The organism is Bacillus sp. FSL K6-6540 (assembly GCF_038007545.1).
In genome coordinates this window covers 2,523,284-2,538,429 of sequence record NZ_JBBOXH010000001.1, presented here as the reverse complement: position 1 = coordinate 2,538,429, position 15,146 = coordinate 2,523,284, and the positions used below count along the sequence as shown (strand labels likewise).

Annotated in this window: 17 protein-coding genes; all 17 read right to left on the bottom strand. The window is 51.8% G+C overall.

Translation table 11 applies throughout. The features are described from left to right. Positions 1 to 88 precede the first annotated feature (88 nt). Positions 89 to 1,522 (bottom strand): ATP-binding protein, encoded by a 1,434-nt coding sequence (locus MHH82_RS11255; RefSeq protein WP_015734503.1) that lies wholly within the window; start codon positions 1,520 to 1,522, stop codon positions 89 to 91. Between the two features lies 1 nt (position 1,523). Continuing rightward, positions 1,524 to 2,240, bottom strand: coding sequence for a response regulator transcription factor (locus MHH82_RS11250; RefSeq protein WP_009595176.1), 717 nt, complete (start codon positions 2,238 to 2,240; stop codon positions 1,524 to 1,526). A gap of 100 nt (positions 2,241 to 2,340) precedes the next feature. Further along, on the bottom strand, positions 2,341 to 3,594 hold the full coding sequence (gene ccsB / locus MHH82_RS11245; protein ID WP_340965684.1) for a c-type cytochrome biogenesis protein CcsB: 1,254 nt from the start codon (positions 3,592 to 3,594) through the stop codon (positions 2,341 to 2,343). Then, a complete protein-coding gene (locus MHH82_RS11240) occupies positions 3,581 to 5,284 on the bottom strand; it encodes a cytochrome c biogenesis protein ResB (RefSeq protein ID WP_340965682.1) in 1,704 nt (567 codons plus the stop codon). Before MHH82_RS11240 ends, ccsB begins: the two co-directional genes overlap by 14 nt. Continuing rightward, positions 5,281 to 5,808 (bottom strand): redoxin domain-containing protein, encoded by a 528-nt coding sequence (locus MHH82_RS11235; protein WP_009595122.1) that lies wholly within the window; start codon positions 5,806 to 5,808, stop codon positions 5,281 to 5,283. Before MHH82_RS11235 ends, MHH82_RS11240 begins: the two co-directional genes overlap by 4 nt. Before the next feature lie 125 nt (positions 5,809 to 5,933). After that, positions 5,934 to 6,689 (bottom strand): pseudouridine synthase, encoded by a 756-nt coding sequence (locus MHH82_RS11230; RefSeq protein ID WP_009595165.1) that lies wholly within the window; start codon positions 6,687 to 6,689, stop codon positions 5,934 to 5,936. A gap of 21 nt (positions 6,690 to 6,710) precedes the next feature. Then, on the bottom strand, positions 6,711 to 7,049 hold the full coding sequence (locus MHH82_RS11225; protein WP_340965678.1) for an N-acetylmuramoyl-L-alanine amidase: 339 nt from the start codon (positions 7,047 to 7,049) through the stop codon (positions 6,711 to 6,713). Positions 7,050 to 7,197: 148 nt separating this feature from the next. Further along, positions 7,198 to 7,731 (bottom strand): spore maturation protein, encoded by a 534-nt coding sequence (locus tag MHH82_RS11220; protein ID WP_015734499.1) that lies wholly within the window; start codon positions 7,729 to 7,731, stop codon positions 7,198 to 7,200. Between the two features lie 6 nt (positions 7,732 to 7,737). Further along, a complete protein-coding gene (locus tag MHH82_RS11215; RefSeq protein ID WP_009595212.1) occupies positions 7,738 to 8,370 on the bottom strand; it encodes a nucleoside recognition domain-containing protein in 633 nt (210 codons plus the stop codon). Positions 8,371 to 8,429: 59 nt separating this feature from the next. Beyond that, positions 8,430 to 9,614, bottom strand: coding sequence for a D-alanyl-D-alanine carboxypeptidase family protein (locus MHH82_RS11210; RefSeq protein ID WP_015734497.1), 1,185 nt, complete (start codon positions 9,612 to 9,614; stop codon positions 8,430 to 8,432). Between the two features lie 119 nt (positions 9,615 to 9,733). After that, positions 9,734 to 10,183: a GerW family sporulation protein gene (ytfJ, locus tag MHH82_RS11205; RefSeq protein ID WP_009595256.1), complete on the bottom strand. Its 450-nt coding sequence runs from the start codon at positions 10,181 to 10,183 to the stop codon at positions 9,734 to 9,736. Beyond that, on the bottom strand, positions 10,156 to 10,836 hold the full coding sequence (locus MHH82_RS11200) for a DUF2953 domain-containing protein (RefSeq protein WP_015734496.1): 681 nt from the start codon (positions 10,834 to 10,836) through the stop codon (positions 10,156 to 10,158). Before MHH82_RS11200 ends, ytfJ begins: the two co-directional genes overlap by 28 nt. 192 nt (positions 10,837 to 11,028) lie before the next feature. Further along, positions 11,029 to 11,634, bottom strand: a complete 606-nt coding sequence (scpB, locus tag MHH82_RS11195) for an SMC-Scp complex subunit ScpB (protein ID WP_015734495.1) — start codon at positions 11,632 to 11,634, stop codon at positions 11,029 to 11,031. Beyond that, positions 11,603 to 12,394, bottom strand: coding sequence for a segregation and condensation protein A (locus MHH82_RS11190; RefSeq protein WP_015734494.1), 792 nt, complete (start codon positions 12,392 to 12,394; stop codon positions 11,603 to 11,605). The genes scpB and MHH82_RS11190 overlap by 32 nt, the downstream gene beginning before the upstream one ends. A 65-nt stretch (positions 12,395 to 12,459) precedes the next feature. Beyond that, complete coding sequence (ribH, locus tag MHH82_RS11185) at positions 12,460 to 12,927, bottom strand: 6,7-dimethyl-8-ribityllumazine synthase (protein ID WP_009595158.1); 468 nt, start codon at positions 12,925 to 12,927, stop codon at positions 12,460 to 12,462. A gap of 238 nt (positions 12,928 to 13,165) precedes the next feature. Continuing rightward, positions 13,166 to 14,404, bottom strand: a complete 1,239-nt coding sequence (locus tag MHH82_RS11180; protein ID WP_251493918.1) for a bifunctional 3,4-dihydroxy-2-butanone-4-phosphate synthase/GTP cyclohydrolase II — start codon at positions 14,402 to 14,404, stop codon at positions 13,166 to 13,168. Between the two features lie 50 nt (positions 14,405 to 14,454). Then, a complete protein-coding gene (gene ribE, locus MHH82_RS11175) occupies positions 14,455 to 15,123 on the bottom strand; it encodes a riboflavin synthase (protein ID WP_340965669.1) in 669 nt (222 codons plus the stop codon). Positions 15,124 to 15,146: the final 23 nt, after the last annotated feature.

The following is a 15,146-nucleotide window of genomic DNA, read 5'->3' as shown; positions in this document are numbered from 1 at the left end:
TGTTCCACGTAGAACAAGATTAACTCCTTTATTTCAACAAAAAAACACGCTCCTTGCGAGCGTGTTTTGTCTTTTGCGCGGGCATTCCCTAGGATTCTGCCGCTTTTGTCGGGATCGTCATCGTAAACACGGTGCCTTTCCCCACTTCGCTTGTCGCGTTGATCGTTCCGTGGTGCGCGGTCACGATATTTTTCACGATGGCAAGGCCAATGCCGGTTCCCACCGTCTCCCCCCGCACACGCGCCTTATCGGCCTTGTAGAATCGTTCGAATACAAAAGGCAGGTCTTCCGGCGGAATGCCGACACCCTGGTCGCAAACCTTCACCTGGAGCGCCTCCGTGTTCGATAAGGCGATCCGGTCTGCCGTAATTTGAATTTTCTTGCCTGAAGGCGTATGACGGAAAGCGTTATCCAGCAAATTGGTCAGCACCTGTTCAAGCTTGTCTTCATCCGCCGCTTCGAGCTGAAGATTCGAATGGAGCTTGTTCAGCTGAAGATCGATATCCCGCTCTTTGGCACGAACCGCAAATTTACGGAATACCCGCTCGCACAATTCGCCTGCATCCATCTCCCGCAGGGATAACTCGGCATGCCCTGCCTCCATGCGCGTCAAATCAAGCAGATCCTTCACCAGACGCCCCATCCGCAGGGATTCCTCATGAATGACCTGTATAAGCTCCCTGCTCTCTTCGGGTGAAGCTGCCATGCCGTCCAGGAGCGCTTCGCTGTAACCCTGCATCATGGACAGCGGCGTCCGTATTTCGTGCGACACGTTGGCAATGAAGTCCGTCCGCATTTTTTCTAATGTAACCTGTTCGGTTATGTCCCTTAACACCACGACGGCTCCGCGGATCACGTCATCCGAATACAAGGGGGCCATATGGGCTGACCAGATTCCCTGCTTCACATGCAGATCGGCGCTTTGGTCCTTGCCTTCGTTGACGGTGGCGTAATATAACTCGCTGAGCGGTTTTGGCATGACATCGGCCGCCCAGCCTCCGCCCTGAAGCTCATCGTCCCACTGCAGCCCTTTCCAGGTCTTCATGATTTCCAATCCCGGCGGGTTCACCAGGATGACCTGGCCGTGATTGTCAAACGTAATCACGGCGTCGCTCATGCTTCTCAGCACGCTGGACAGGTGCTCCTTCTCGTGGTTCAAATTGCGGATGTTCGTTTCCAGCTCCGCTGCCATATGGTTAAACGTATTGGCCAGCTCGCCGATCTCATCACTGGTCACAAGGTTCAACCGCGTGCCGTATTTCCCTTTACGGATATCGTTGGCTGCCTCAATGAGCTGCTGCATGGGCTGCGTAATTTTCGTCAGCAGGAACAACCCGAAAAAGGTGGTCATCGAAAAGCCGATAATGGCCACATAAGTAAATAAACGCTTAATGGCATCCGAATTCGCGAAGGTGGTATCGATATAAGGGAGCAAGAATAAACCGAGCGTCAGCAGTACGCACGCGACCAAACAGGTTATCGTAATCCACAGCTTGCCGACAAGTGATCTCCAAAAACTCACGTTACTTCGGTACCTCCAGCTTGTAGCCTACTCCCCATACGGTCGTAATCATCGCTGCGGACTCCGCGGATACCTTATTCAATTTTTCGCGCAGACGCTTCACATGGGTATCGACCGTGCGAAGATCGCCAAAAAACTCGTAATTCCAAACATCCTTCAGCAGCTCTTCCCGCGAGAACACTTTGTCCGGGGATGAGGCCAAATAGTGCAGAAGTTCGTACTCCTTCGGCGTCAGGCTGATTTCATGCCCGCCGGCCGTCACGCGGTGGGCATCGTGTTCAATGATCAAGTGAGGGAATACGATGCTGTTGCTTGGATTCGGTTCCTTGCTCAGATAAGCCGTGGCGGACGAACGGCGCAATATGGCTTTAACGCGATAGATCACCTCGCGAGGACTGAACGGTTTCACCACATAATCGTCGGCGCCCACCTCGAATCCCTGGACCCGGTTAATCTCCTCGCCTTTGGCGGTCAGCATCAGGATCGGCGTAGACTTTACCTGACGAAGGCGAGTGCATACTTCAACGCCGTCCATGCCGGGCAGCATGACATCCAGAATAACGAGCCCGTAATCCTCCGAGCTTGCTTTGCGAAGAGCGGTCTCCCCATCCTCCGCCTCCTCGATTTCATATCCTTCCTTCTCCAGATACATTTTCAACAAACGGCGAATCCGTTCCTCATCATCAACAACAAGAATGCGATTTCCGTGCTCAGACATTGGCAGCCAACTCCTTCGTTTTTATAGGGAAAATCAGAAGTGGCCCTCTTGATTAAGAAAGGGCCCTTCTGATTGTTAATTCACATCTATTCAATTGCCATTAGTCGGTGCCTGCATAGGAATGCAGACCCGCGATAATCAAGTTGACGCCGACCAGCGTGAACATGACCACGATAAAGCCGATAACGGACAGCCAGGACGAATATTTACCCTGCCAGCCGCGCGATAGCCGGAGATGAAGGTACACGCTGTAGAACAACCAAGTAATAAGCGCCCATACTTCCTTCGGATCCCAGCCCCAGAACCGGCCCCATGCAATCTCTGCCCAAATCATGGCGAAGATGAGACCGCCAAGCGTAAATACAGGGAAGCCGATCGCGATGGCTCGATAACTGATTTCGTCCAGATCATCCGGATCCAGTCGATTGAGTGCGGGCTGAATGAATTTAGCCAGCGGTTTGCGCAGGATCAGGCGGAGCAATCCGTAAAGGATCAACCCGGTGACCAGCGACCATACCACCGTATTCAGCTTACGTCCTGCATTCACGCCGTGCATCCAGGACGGAGCTTCCATGAGCGGGGATTTCATGCCCAAGAAAGACTGCATGCTCTCGGCCTCGCTCTGGTAAGGCGCGATTAGCGGAGGCATGTTATATTCCACTTTTACTATTGTACTATTTTCTGTCTTCGGGTCAACCAATGTCTGGTTAAACTCCGCCTGATAACCGCCTGCACGGAAGCTGTACACCGACAAAATAAATCCGAGCAGCACCACGATGGCAAACATGACGAGCTCAAGCCAGCGCTGTTCCCTGCGCGAGCCCTTGTCCGTTCCGCCAAAGTTAACGGTCCGGAGCAGATGCATCAAGCCGGCAATAAAGCCGACCGCAAAAAACGCATCCCCCAGTGCCGCCAATGTAACGTGGATACCCAGCCAATAGGACTGAAGCGAAGGAATGAGCGGCTGCACCTGCTGCGGGAACACGGCGGCATAGGCCATGATCAGGATTGCCAGCGGCAGTGCAAACAATCCGAGCAGCGATTTTTTGTAGATAAAATAAAGTACGAGGAAGGCAATCATGATTGCCATCGACAAGAAGGACATGAACTCATACATATTGCTGACCGGCACATGCCCCGAGCCCGCCCATCTAGTAAAGAAGTACAGCAAGTGTCCGATCAAACCGATCGTTGTCGTAACAAATGCGATCTTGCCCCACTTCGCCAAATGGGCTTCCGGGTCGCGTTTGCGGAACCGGCGTCCCATGACGGCAAGTGCGTACATGATAAATGCCACGCAGTATAAGGTAAAGGCAACGATAAATGCGTCGCCGCTGAAATCAATTAGATTCATGCTTAGTCCCCCTGTTATTCTCCAATGACTTTTCATCGACTTCGATATTCATTTGCTTGAGGATTCCGGAGATCTCCTTGCGAAGTCCAAACCAGTTCTTGTTCGTATGCGCGCCCAGCGTCAGCGTTCCGTTATCAATACGCAGCCAGATCCGGCGATGGGTGAAATAAAAGCCCATGACCAGGCCGATCATACCGATGAAACAACCAACCCAAATGAACGGCATGGCTTTATCCACACGAATATTCAGATAAGTCGTCGATTCCGAAAAGTCCACATCGTCCATGCTGAGCACATCCAGTTTTACGAGTGCCTCGCCACCCGCCAGCTGCGCATTGATCGCTTCCTGATTGAAACGTTCCTTATCGATCTGTTTAGGGAAGTAGAAGTACTGAACGCCTTCCTTCGGCAGATCAGGTCCCTTAATCAGAAATAAGAATGCAGGCGCATTCGGGTTAGGTGACAGGTTGACCGGCTTGCCGTTATCGCCCAGCCCAAAATCGGTGAAGGACTGTGTAAGCGTTAACGTATATTCCCCTGCCTGATACTCTCTTTGGGGATCGTTGATGGACAGCGTGATTTTGCCGTATTCCTTACCGCTCTTGCTGTCAATCAGCACCGGCGAAACCGTACGGAGAATCGGGGTCAGATCATAATCGAATTGATAAGCCTTTAACCCTTTGTAATTGAGCGGATGGTTCACCTCGATGTTATGGCGCGTCAATTCCAAGAGCTGAGGCTCTTTATCGAGATCGTCGCAATTGGCCTCGCACATATACAGGATGGCCTGGGTTTGGAATTCCTTCGGCAGCACTTTGTTCTTGCCTTTGAATTCTTCAGGCATATCGTCTTCGGTATAGAATTCAACCTTAAAGCCGTCGTTCAATAAATAGTAGCTGGTGTTCTTGATGTGCACCGGCTCATCCTGAGGAAAGGCCATATGCTCGTCCATATGCAGTCCCGGCAGGTTCCGTCCCAAAACAGCGAGAAGGAAGATAATCAGGCCGATATGAAGAACATAGGGGCCCCAGCGGCTGAACCGCTGCTTCTCTGCCAGAAGCGTCCCGCCGTCCGTTCGAACGCGATAGCCCTTTTTCTTAATGATCGGCTTAATCCGCTCAACCCAGTCGGCCCCGTCCTCTTGGACTTGTCCTTGGTATACCACCTTCTGGCGGGTAAGGAAGGACATATGCTTCGGAATCCGTTGTCTGCTGAGCGCTTTGTAGAGCGGCAGGACACGGTCAAGACTGCAAATGACAAGCGATGCGCCGATCATGACGAGCAGCAGAACGAACCACCAAGACGTATATGTATGTGACAGCCCGAGCAAGTAATAAATATGCCCCAGCTGTCCGTACTCCTCTTTGTAGTAGACAGAGGGGTCAATGTTAAGGAATGTGCTCTCCTGCGGAAAGATAGTCCCCAGCGAGGAGCCGATCAAGGTTAGCAATATGAGATATATTGCTACTTTTACCGAAGAGAAGAAATTCCATACCCGATCGATAATACCGGGATTTTCTTTCTGCGATCGACGGGCAACGCCGTCATACCGCATTTCCAGAATCGGCTGGGCCTCCGCTTCCTCGGTCAGCGGCTTGCCGCAAGCCTCGCAGAGGACCGTCCCCGTTGGATTCTGGTGTCCGCAATCACACTTCGTATTCTGGATCAAAGGCTTGGAACCTTGACTCATTTCGCATTCACCAACTGTTCAATTTGTTTGTCAAGGGTGTTCAAATCCAGTTCGCCTATGCGAATATGGTCAATCTTGCCGGAGGCCGTAACAAAAAAGGTGGTTGGCATCGGCCCAACCCCGAAGCTGGCAACAGCGTTCCGCTTGGGATCCATCAGGATGGGGAATTTCACGCCGGTTTGAGCAACAAAATTCTCTACCGTCATTTTGTTCTCGCCCACATTGATTCCGATAATCTCAACGCCCTGGCTGCTCCATTTTTCCCACTGGGCTTGAAGTGCCGGCATTTCCCGCACGCACGGCGGACAGTAGGTGCCCCAGAAATTAATAACCCTGGCCTTGCCTTCGTATTCACTCATGGTATGTACGTTGCCATCCATGCCTAGAAGTTCGAAATCCGCTGCCTTTTGCCCTACTTTGGGAACCTCATCAGAGCCGAATACAACGGTTGCAACGGCGTACACTCCGATCAGGATGATGGCAAGCAGAATAACAATCTGTACGCTTTTCTTAGATTTGCCCATAAAGCAGCAGCTTCCTTTCTATGACATTCATCATATCGCATACTACGGGTGTGAACATCCTATGAACAATTATAACGAAATTTGTCATAAACGCCGCTCGCCATTTTGAATATTATGTGTCGGGTTTAACGTTTTTTCTTCGGTTTCCCGCCCGGCTTTGCGGCTTTCGCCATCTGCAGGAGCTGGTTGATTTCGTCCGCCGTCAAATGGCGGTACAAGCCCCGCTTTAAATTTTGCAGCAGCAGATCTCCGTAAGATATCCGCTTCAATCTCAATACCGGATGGGAAATCGCTTCGAACATCCTTCTCACTTGACGGTTGCGGCCTTCATGAATCGTGATCGAAATAACGGATTGTTTATTGTCCGGATCCACGTCCTTATATTCCACTTCCGCGGGAGACGTCATGCCGTCTTCCAGCATAATCCCTTGACGAAGCTTGTCCAGCTCGGTGCCGTGGGGCACCCCTTTCACGGTAGCCAAATAAGTCTTGGGCACATGGTATTTGGGGTGGCTGAGCAGATTGGCAAACTCCCCGTCGTTGGTCAGGAGCAAAAGCCCCTCCGTATCGTAGTCCAAACGTCCAATCGGGTATACCCGCTCTTTAATGCCTTTGAGATAATCCGATACAATTTTACGGCCTTCGGGATCGGAAGCGCTTGTAATGACTCCCTTCGGCTTATTCAGCATGACATATACCTTTTTCTCATTCTTAATCGGTTTGCCTGAAACCGTAATGATATCCTGGGCTGGATCGGCCTTCGTGCCGAGCTCGGTAACGGTCTCCCCGTTTACCTGCACCTTGCCTTCAAGAATCAATTCCTCGCACTTTCGGCGGGAAGCGACTCCGGCCTGTGCCATAATTTTCTGTAATCTCTCCATGTTCGTTAGGTCACCTCATTCCTAATGATAACCATCGACAGGATAAATCACAAGCGCGTTCCATGGAAAATGTGCCCCTGGGCAGGAGTCGGAGTGGGGAAATAAGTACAGCGGGGAAATATCATGGAGTCTGGACAGCTCCAAAATGATTTTGCTGGCGGTAAACAGCTGCGTTTTCTGGTCCAGCGTCATCGACTCGTAGCTGGCATTGAAGTCGCCTTCCAGACAGATGTGGATCTGTCCCGGTTGGACCAGCACGGAAGAAGCGGACACGGAGCCGTCCGAATGGATCTTAAAATCCCAGTTCCGCGGTTCCTGCGCGCACACGGTATGATGAATAACAAAACCCTCGATTTCCATTCCATCACCCCTACTACAAATTGTGATTGCAGCAGTATATGACATGGCGGAATCAAGGGTATAGGCATACGTCCTGTTACATTGAAAAAACGCACCTTCTTACTATATGCCTTGCTTTTGGCTTTCTGACAGTCGTCGATGAAATCAATTAACCGAACACCAGCAAGCAGACGGCAATCGCCGCAATAAACCCGACCAAATCGGAGAACAGTCCGACCTTCAACGCATAGCGGCCATTGCGGATACCCACCGCGCCAAAATAGACGGTCAACACGTACAAGGTTGTGTCCGTGCTTCCCTGTATGGTCGAAGCGATTCGGCCGATCATCGAATCCGGTCCGTATGCGCGGATCAGCTCCGTTGTGTAAGCGAGGGAGCCCGTACCTGTCAGCGGCCGTAATATTCCCAAAGGCAGTATCTCGCTCGGTACGCCGAGCGATTGCAGAAAAGGGCCCGTCCAACCGACAAAAAACTCCAGGGCGCCGGAAGATCGGAATACGCTTATGGCTACCATCATGCCGACCAAATGCGGAATGATTCCGATCGCCGTGGAGAAGCCGTCCTTGGCTCCGTCCACAAACGATTCGTATACGGGCACTTTGCGCGTATAAGCATAAAGAGGAATAAATGCGATAATAATGGGTATTGACCAGGCGGAAACGATATTAATCCAAGACAGCAAGACTCATCACCCCTTCACGTCCGGGTTCAGGCCTGTACCGATTCCGGGCGGCTTCTGGCGGCGCATCGTTCGTCTGCGATACCATCGGTCGGCGATAATTGCCGCGGCCGTCGCAATCGCAGTGGCCAATAGCGTGGTTCCGACGATTTCCGAAGGATTGGCAGATTCATAATTAAGCCGGATCGCGATCAGCGTTGTCGGTATCAACGTAATGCTGGCCGTGTTTAACGCCAGGAGCGTGCACATCGCCGGAGATGCCGTTTCCTTATCCGGATTCAATTTCTGAAGCTCCTGCATCGCTTTGATTCCCATCGGGGTCGCCGCATTGCCCAGACCGAACAAATTGGCGCTCATATTGGACAATATGTATCCCATTGCGGGATGATTTTTCGGTACATCCGGGAACAGGAAGCGGACAACCGGCCCCAGCAGCCTGGCCACTTTTTTCAGCAGACCCGCGTCCTCTGCGAGCCGCATCATGCCAAGCCAGAATACCAGTATGCTGATAAGACCGAAGGAGACGGTTACGCCCGTTTGGGCTCCGTCGAATGCGGCTTTCGTGACGCTGTCGATGTTCCCGTTGACGGCCGCAAAACAAAACCCGATCACAATCATCCCCATCCAAATCAAATTGATCATCTCTTCGCCCCCGTTTTGCTGCCCCGCTGTTATGAGAATACACGATTCTTTAGCGAAGGCTAGTTATGTGCGCCCCTGAACAGATGCCGGAGCACTTCTCCTGCAGACTGCCAAAGCGACAAGGAACCGACGGGTCCCAGAGCGCTCCTGGACTTTTGCAAGGCCTCAGGGGCTTCAGGAAGTTTGCTTCCTTCCGCGTAGACCGGAACCTTGCCGATGCTGACATTATCGAGCAGCAGCTCAATATGCCCCCGCAGCCCAAAAGACAAGTCGGGCGTGCTTGCTTTATGCAGGACCAGTCTCTTCACCAGGCGCGCTTCCTCATCATGCGCGAACGCATAAGTGAAGGAACTGCCCGTGACGAGCGGATAGCCCTGGATTTTCTGTCCCTTTTCCGTGACCTTTTTCAGTGGAAAATGAGCAAAGCCATAATCCAGCATGTTGGAATGGTCGTTCCAATCGTTGCCGTCATTCAGCGTTACCGCTGCGATTTGCTGACCGTTACGAGTAGCGGAGCTCACCAGGCAGCGGAATGCTTTTTTGGTGTAACCCGTTTTGACGCCGTCCGCCCCTTCGTAGAAGCGCAGCATTTTGTTTTTGTTGTCCCATTTGTAGTCCCATGCTTCATTCGGGTTGGGCGCTTTCTTGGTAGGGGTTTTGACGATCTCGCTAAAGACCGGATTCTTGAGGGCATATGCCGTCAGTTTGGCTACGTCATGCGCTGACGAGTAATGTTCGTCGTGATCCAGTCCATGCGGATTCATAAAATGCGAATTCGTCATGCCGAGCGAGGCGGCCTTCTCGTTCATCAATAACACAAAGCCTTCTTCCGTACCGCCGACATGCTCCGCAATGGCCGTGGCGGCATCGTTGCCGGAGCGCAGCATCAAGCCGTACAGCAGATTCTCAAGGGTCATCTCCTCGCCAAGCTTCAGGAAGATCGAGGAGCCCTCTTTGGCAAAAGCATTCTTGGAGACTTTGACGCGATCATCCAGCTTGCCGTGTTCAATGGCCACGATGGCGGTCATAATCTTGGTCAAGCTGGCGATTCTTAAACGCTCGTCCCCGTTCTTGCTGTACAGCATTCTCCCGGACGTCACGTCAATCAGCGCAGCTGCCTGTGCATGATTGGACGGGCCTTGCTCGTGATCTGCATGTACAGGGACAGCCGTAACCAGCAAGCAGCATATGGCGATCAACATGGATAACATAGACTTGCGGTTCGTCCATTTCATTTTCATCATTTTATCCTCCGGTGTTCAGAAATCTTGTACAAGTATATGTCGTCCTCGCTGAAGGTATGTCCATTTCATTGCAGCAAAAATCCCTTCCGTCATGAACGAAAGGGATCTGCCTGCTTCAATCAGTATGCCGGCGGAGGCGTCGTGCTGCCTGCGGCATTGCTTCCCGATTGAAACATCGACTGGATTTGATCGAGTAAATACGGGGTCGCATCGATAATCCGTTCAAACAGATGTGTCTGGTTGTCCAGCGGAACGATGTGCACGCCTTCTTTACCCACGACCAGGAAAGCTATCGGCCGAATGGACACGCCGCCGCCGCTGCCGCCGCCAAAAGGAAGGGCATTATGGTCGGTATGCGTCCCGTTAGCGGTATTATGGTGTGTGCCGCCTGCTTCAACGTTGTAGTCGCTCCCGCCCGCTGCAAAACCAAACGCCACCTTACTGATTGGCAAAATGACGCTGCCGTCAGGTGTATTCACGGGGTCGCCTACGATCGTATTCACGTCCACCATTCCCTTGATGTTCTCCATAGCCGTTTGCATCAAGCCTTGAATAGGGTGTTCTGCCATGATCTAACTCCTCCTTTCACCTTTAACACGCGAACTATAAGTACCAGTCCAGCATACATAGCTTTTCCGCAGGAGATTTTCGCTATGCAGCAAAGCTCTGTGGAAATTTGCGGCGGACCGTTAAAGACCGGTACCACCTGGATTTCCGGCAGCTCATCCATAATCAGCCGGTACGACATCCAACCCATAATGGTATGCTTAACAGCATGAAGCAATCCGGTTGCAACCGCGGTATCGGCCGCATGCTCCAAGGCAATCCGGGTTGACCAGTGCACATCCATGAGATGAACGGCCGCCATCGTTTGCCTTGCCCACTTTTTAAATCCCTTCGTAGTCAGCAAGACCCGCACATAGTCCCTGTATCGTATGGTTCGTCTTGAAGTTTCTTTGTTTTCTTTAGAACCGAGCTCAGTCCCCTCGTCCACGGGAACGGTCTCTTTTTTATACTCAATGCCACCGTTGGCCAAATGAAAGGGAACTTCGTATTTGCGCGTGATCCATCCAAAAAGCATTTTCATTTCCGCCAATACTTTATATTCATTTTTTCTTAGAACCACATCCAGCTTTATCGTGACCTTCGAGCTTAGCACAACGATCAGCAATACGATAAAGAGAACGACCAGACCGACCGCAAGAAAGATCCATATCCTCACGAAGTAACCCCCAAAACGAACTTAGTAAAATGTAATCCGCTTGGCTTAGTATGGCAAAAGGGTCTCCAAATGATGCGAAACTGCTCCGATCCTCTGCTTTCATATGCCGGAACGACAAAAAAAGGTCCCGGACGCGGATTATCCACGCTCAGGACCCATTTCTCAAATGAAGCATTATACAATATATTGTGGCTAGCTTTCCTCCACATCATCAAACGTAAGCTGTTGTCCGTCAAGCTTGTCGAATAACAGCTGCGTTTCCTCTTCCAATGAATCGTTATCCTCGAATTGCGACGGCTCCGGCAGATCCTTGATGTTCGCAAGTCCGAAATAATCCAGAAACGATTTGGTCGTTCCATACAGAATCGGTCTGCCAATCGCCTCCGCGCGTCCGACTTCTTCAATCAACCCTTTGCTTACCAGCGTATGGATGGCTCTTTCGGACTTGACGCCGCGAATGTCTTCAATCTCCACCCGCGTAATCGGCTGCCGATAGGCCACGATGGAAAGCGTCTCGAGCGCGGCTTGCGACAATGAGGAGCGTGAAGGCGAATACGCCAGACGTTCGAAATACGGGGCGTGCTCGGCCAGCGTCGCGATTTTGTAGCTCCCTGCAATCTGCACGATCTGAATTCCCCGTTCATATCGCTCCCATTCTTCCTTCATATCCTCCAGCGCTTCGCCAACGAGGCCATCCGATTGCTCGGTGATTTCAGCAATTTGCTTTACCGACAAGCCCTCTTCTCCCGCCAAGAACAGAAGCCCCTCAATAATCGATTTCAGCTTCGGATAATCCATCAATGCGTTCTTCCCCTCTCCACTCCATGACGATATCTTCAAACAATTTCTCTTGGTAGCACAGGATTTGCTTCATCTTCATCAGCTCCAAGATAGCCAGAAAGGTCACCACGATTTCATGGCGCTCCATCTCCTCGTGCAGCAGCTTGGAGAACAGAATCCGGCCTCCCGGCCCGACCTGCTCCAGAGCGTCCATCACCTGCCGGATCCGGTCCTTAACCGATATTTCATCCCGCTGGATGCGGGCATACGATGTCCGTTTGACGGCTTTGCTTAACGCTTTTTGAAAAGCTGCGATTAAATCCGAGATATGTAATCCCTGAACCGGGTTCTCTTCCACTTCCGGCATGTAAGGAGTCAGGTCCTCCGCTTCCTTGGAGTAAATCATGCTGCGTTCCCATTCCTTCTCATGCAGATGACGGGCGATTCCTTTGTACTTGCGGTATTCGATCAGCTTCGCGATGAGTTCCGCTCTCGGATCCATGTCATCCTCTTCAAAAAAATCGAACTCGTCCATTTCGATAACCGGAGGCTTCGGAAGCAATAGCTTGCTCTTTATAGACAGCAGCGTTGCAGCCATCACCAGAAATTCGCTCGTAATTTCCAGTTCCAGCTCCTGCATGTTGTGCAAATAGGCCATGTATTGTTCGGTAATCTCGCTGACGGGAATATCCTGGATGTCGATTTCCGCTTTATCAATCAAGTGCAGCAGCAGATCGAGCGGTCCTTCAAACGTTTCCAGCTTGTATAATACGGTCACGGTGAATCCTCCCGCCAAAAATAAAATGCAGTGCTCTATAAAAAGAGCACTACATTAAATAAGCACTATTTTAGGCTTTTCGTCAAGTTCGCCATTTCAATGGCCGCCATGGCGGAATCCCAGCCTTTATTGCCTGCCTTCGTTCCCGCGCGTTCGACGGCTTGTTCAATGTTCTCCGTCGTGACGACGCCGAAAATCGTTGGTACGCCGGTCTTCAGGTTAATGGCGGACACCCCCTTGGCCACTTCGTTGCACACATAATCATAGTGCGTGGTGGAGCCGCGAATGACGGTTCCCAAGGTGATGATCGCATCGTATTTGCCGCTTTCTGCCATCTTTTGGGCGATGAGCGGAATTTCAAACGCCCCCGGCACCCAAGCGACGTCGATTTCGTTGTCCTGTGCGCCGTGACGCTTCAAGGCGTCCAGTGCGCCGCCAAGCAGCTTGCTGGTGATGAATTCGTTGAAACGACCTACCACGATGCCGTATTTCAAACCTTCGGATACTAAATGACCTTCAAATATTGTTGCCATGTTGGATGACTTCCTTTCGGGTTGGAGTTTATATAAGGTCAAACATGGATTTGGAATGACATCGAGGTGATTGACCGCTGCGCTGACGGCTGCTGCTTCCGATCGCTGTTAACTCCTGATTTCATGATCTAATTTCTCAGGGAAGAAATCAGGATTTTCTCCAGCAGCATTCCGCCCTCTTCGCTGGGTTATTCCGTGAGGCAAACCTACTCCATGATTGACCTTTTATTGTTGGTGATTAGTTAGCACTCTCGTTTTGTTCGATATCATTGAACTTCAGCATATGACCGAGCTTCGCTTGCTTGGTGTGCAGGTAGCCCGTATTATCCTCGTTCTCCGGCATTTGAATGGGGACCCGCTCCACGACCTCCAGGCCGTAACCTTCGAGACCCTTGATTTTACGCGGATTGTTTGTCAGCAGGCGGATCTTCCTTACGCCCAAATCCTTCAGGATCTGGGCTCCGATGCCGTAATCGCGCAGATCCGCCGCAAAGCCTAGCTTCAGGTTCGCATCGACGGTATCGAGCCCTTCTTCCTGCAGCTTATAGGCTTTCAGCTTGTTGATCAAGCCGATGCCCCGTCCCTCCTGGCGCATATAGAGAAGCACGCCTCTGCCTGCTTCATCGATCTGGCGGAGGGCCGCCTCAAATTGCGGACCGCAATCGCAGCGATGGGAGTGGAACACATCCCCTGTCAGGCACTCGGAATGCACGCGGACGAGAACCGGCTCGCTCGGGTCGATCTCCCCTTTTACCAATGCGACATGCTCTTTGTTGTCCACGTCATTGGTATAGGCTACGGCCTGAAACACGCCGTAGTCGGTGGGCATCCGCACGGCCACCTCGCGCTGTACGAGCTTTTCTTTTTCGTTGCGGTAATGGATCAGATCCTTGATGCTGATCAGCTTCAGATCATGCTTTTTCGCGATCTCCACCAGGTCTGGAAGCCTTGCCATCGTGCCGTCTTCCTTGATCACCTCGCAGATGACGCCTGCCGGATAGGAGCCGCTCAGGCGGGCTAGATCGACAGCCGCCTCCGTATGTCCTGCCCGGCGAAGAACGCCACCGTCTTTGGCAATCAGCGGAAACATATGGCCCGGTCTTCGAAAATCGGCGGCCGATGCATTTGGATCCAAGATGCCGTTGACGGTTATGGAACGTTCATAGGCGGATATGCCCGTCGTGGTGTCCTTATGGTCAATGGAGACCGTAAAGGCCGTTCCATGATAGTCCGTGTTTTGCGTCACCATCGGTTTGAGATCGAGTTCCCGAGCCCTAGTCTGCGTCATTGGCAAACAGACCAGCCCGCGGCCTTCGGTGATCATGAAATTGATGACCTCGGGGGTAGCTTTATCCGCTAATGCGATAAAATCGCCTTCATTCTCGCGGTCCTCGTCGTCAACAACGATGACGACCTTGCCTTCCTTCAAATCTGATAACGCCTCTTCGATCGTATGAAATGAAAAGCGCTCATCCATCCCTATTCCTCCTTCTTCTCATGGAGATATCTCTATATGCAAGAAACGGCTTAGGCAAAGCCATGCTCGGCCAGGTAATCCCTGCTGATCCCCGATTTCGTGCCGCTTCTGCTTCCTGCGCCTTCCGAACCGTAATGCAGCAGGTGATCTACATATTTCCCTAAAATGTCGCATTCGATATTAATCGTGTCGCCCGCTTTTTTATAAGCGAGCACCGTCTCCGCCAGCGTATGGGGAATGATGGACACCGTAAAGGAGGAATCCGTCGTTTTGACAACGGTCAAGCTGATTCCATCCAGCGTGACCGAGCCTTTCGGAATGATATATTTGAATACGTCCCCTTTCGCGGGCGAAATCTCGTATACCACTGCATTCTGATCGGCCTTTACGCTCCGAATGACGCCGATGCCATCCACGTGTCCCTGAACGATATGGCCTCCGAATCTCCCTCCGGCTGCCATCGCCCGTTCCAAATTAACCTTCCCGCCCGGCTGCAGCTCCTTGAGATTCGTGTTTCTATAGGTTTCCGGCATAACGTCAACCGTAAATACGCCCTTGTCGATCGCTGTAGCCGTCAAGCAGACGCCATTTACGGATACGCTGTCGCCCAACTTCAGATCGTCCATAATCCGGTTAGCGGAAATGCTCAGCAGCATGGCCTCCCCTTGGCGCCCGATACGCCGCATCTCGCCGATCTCCTCGACCAATCCAGTAAACACAGGCTTCCCTCCTTTCTCGCTCC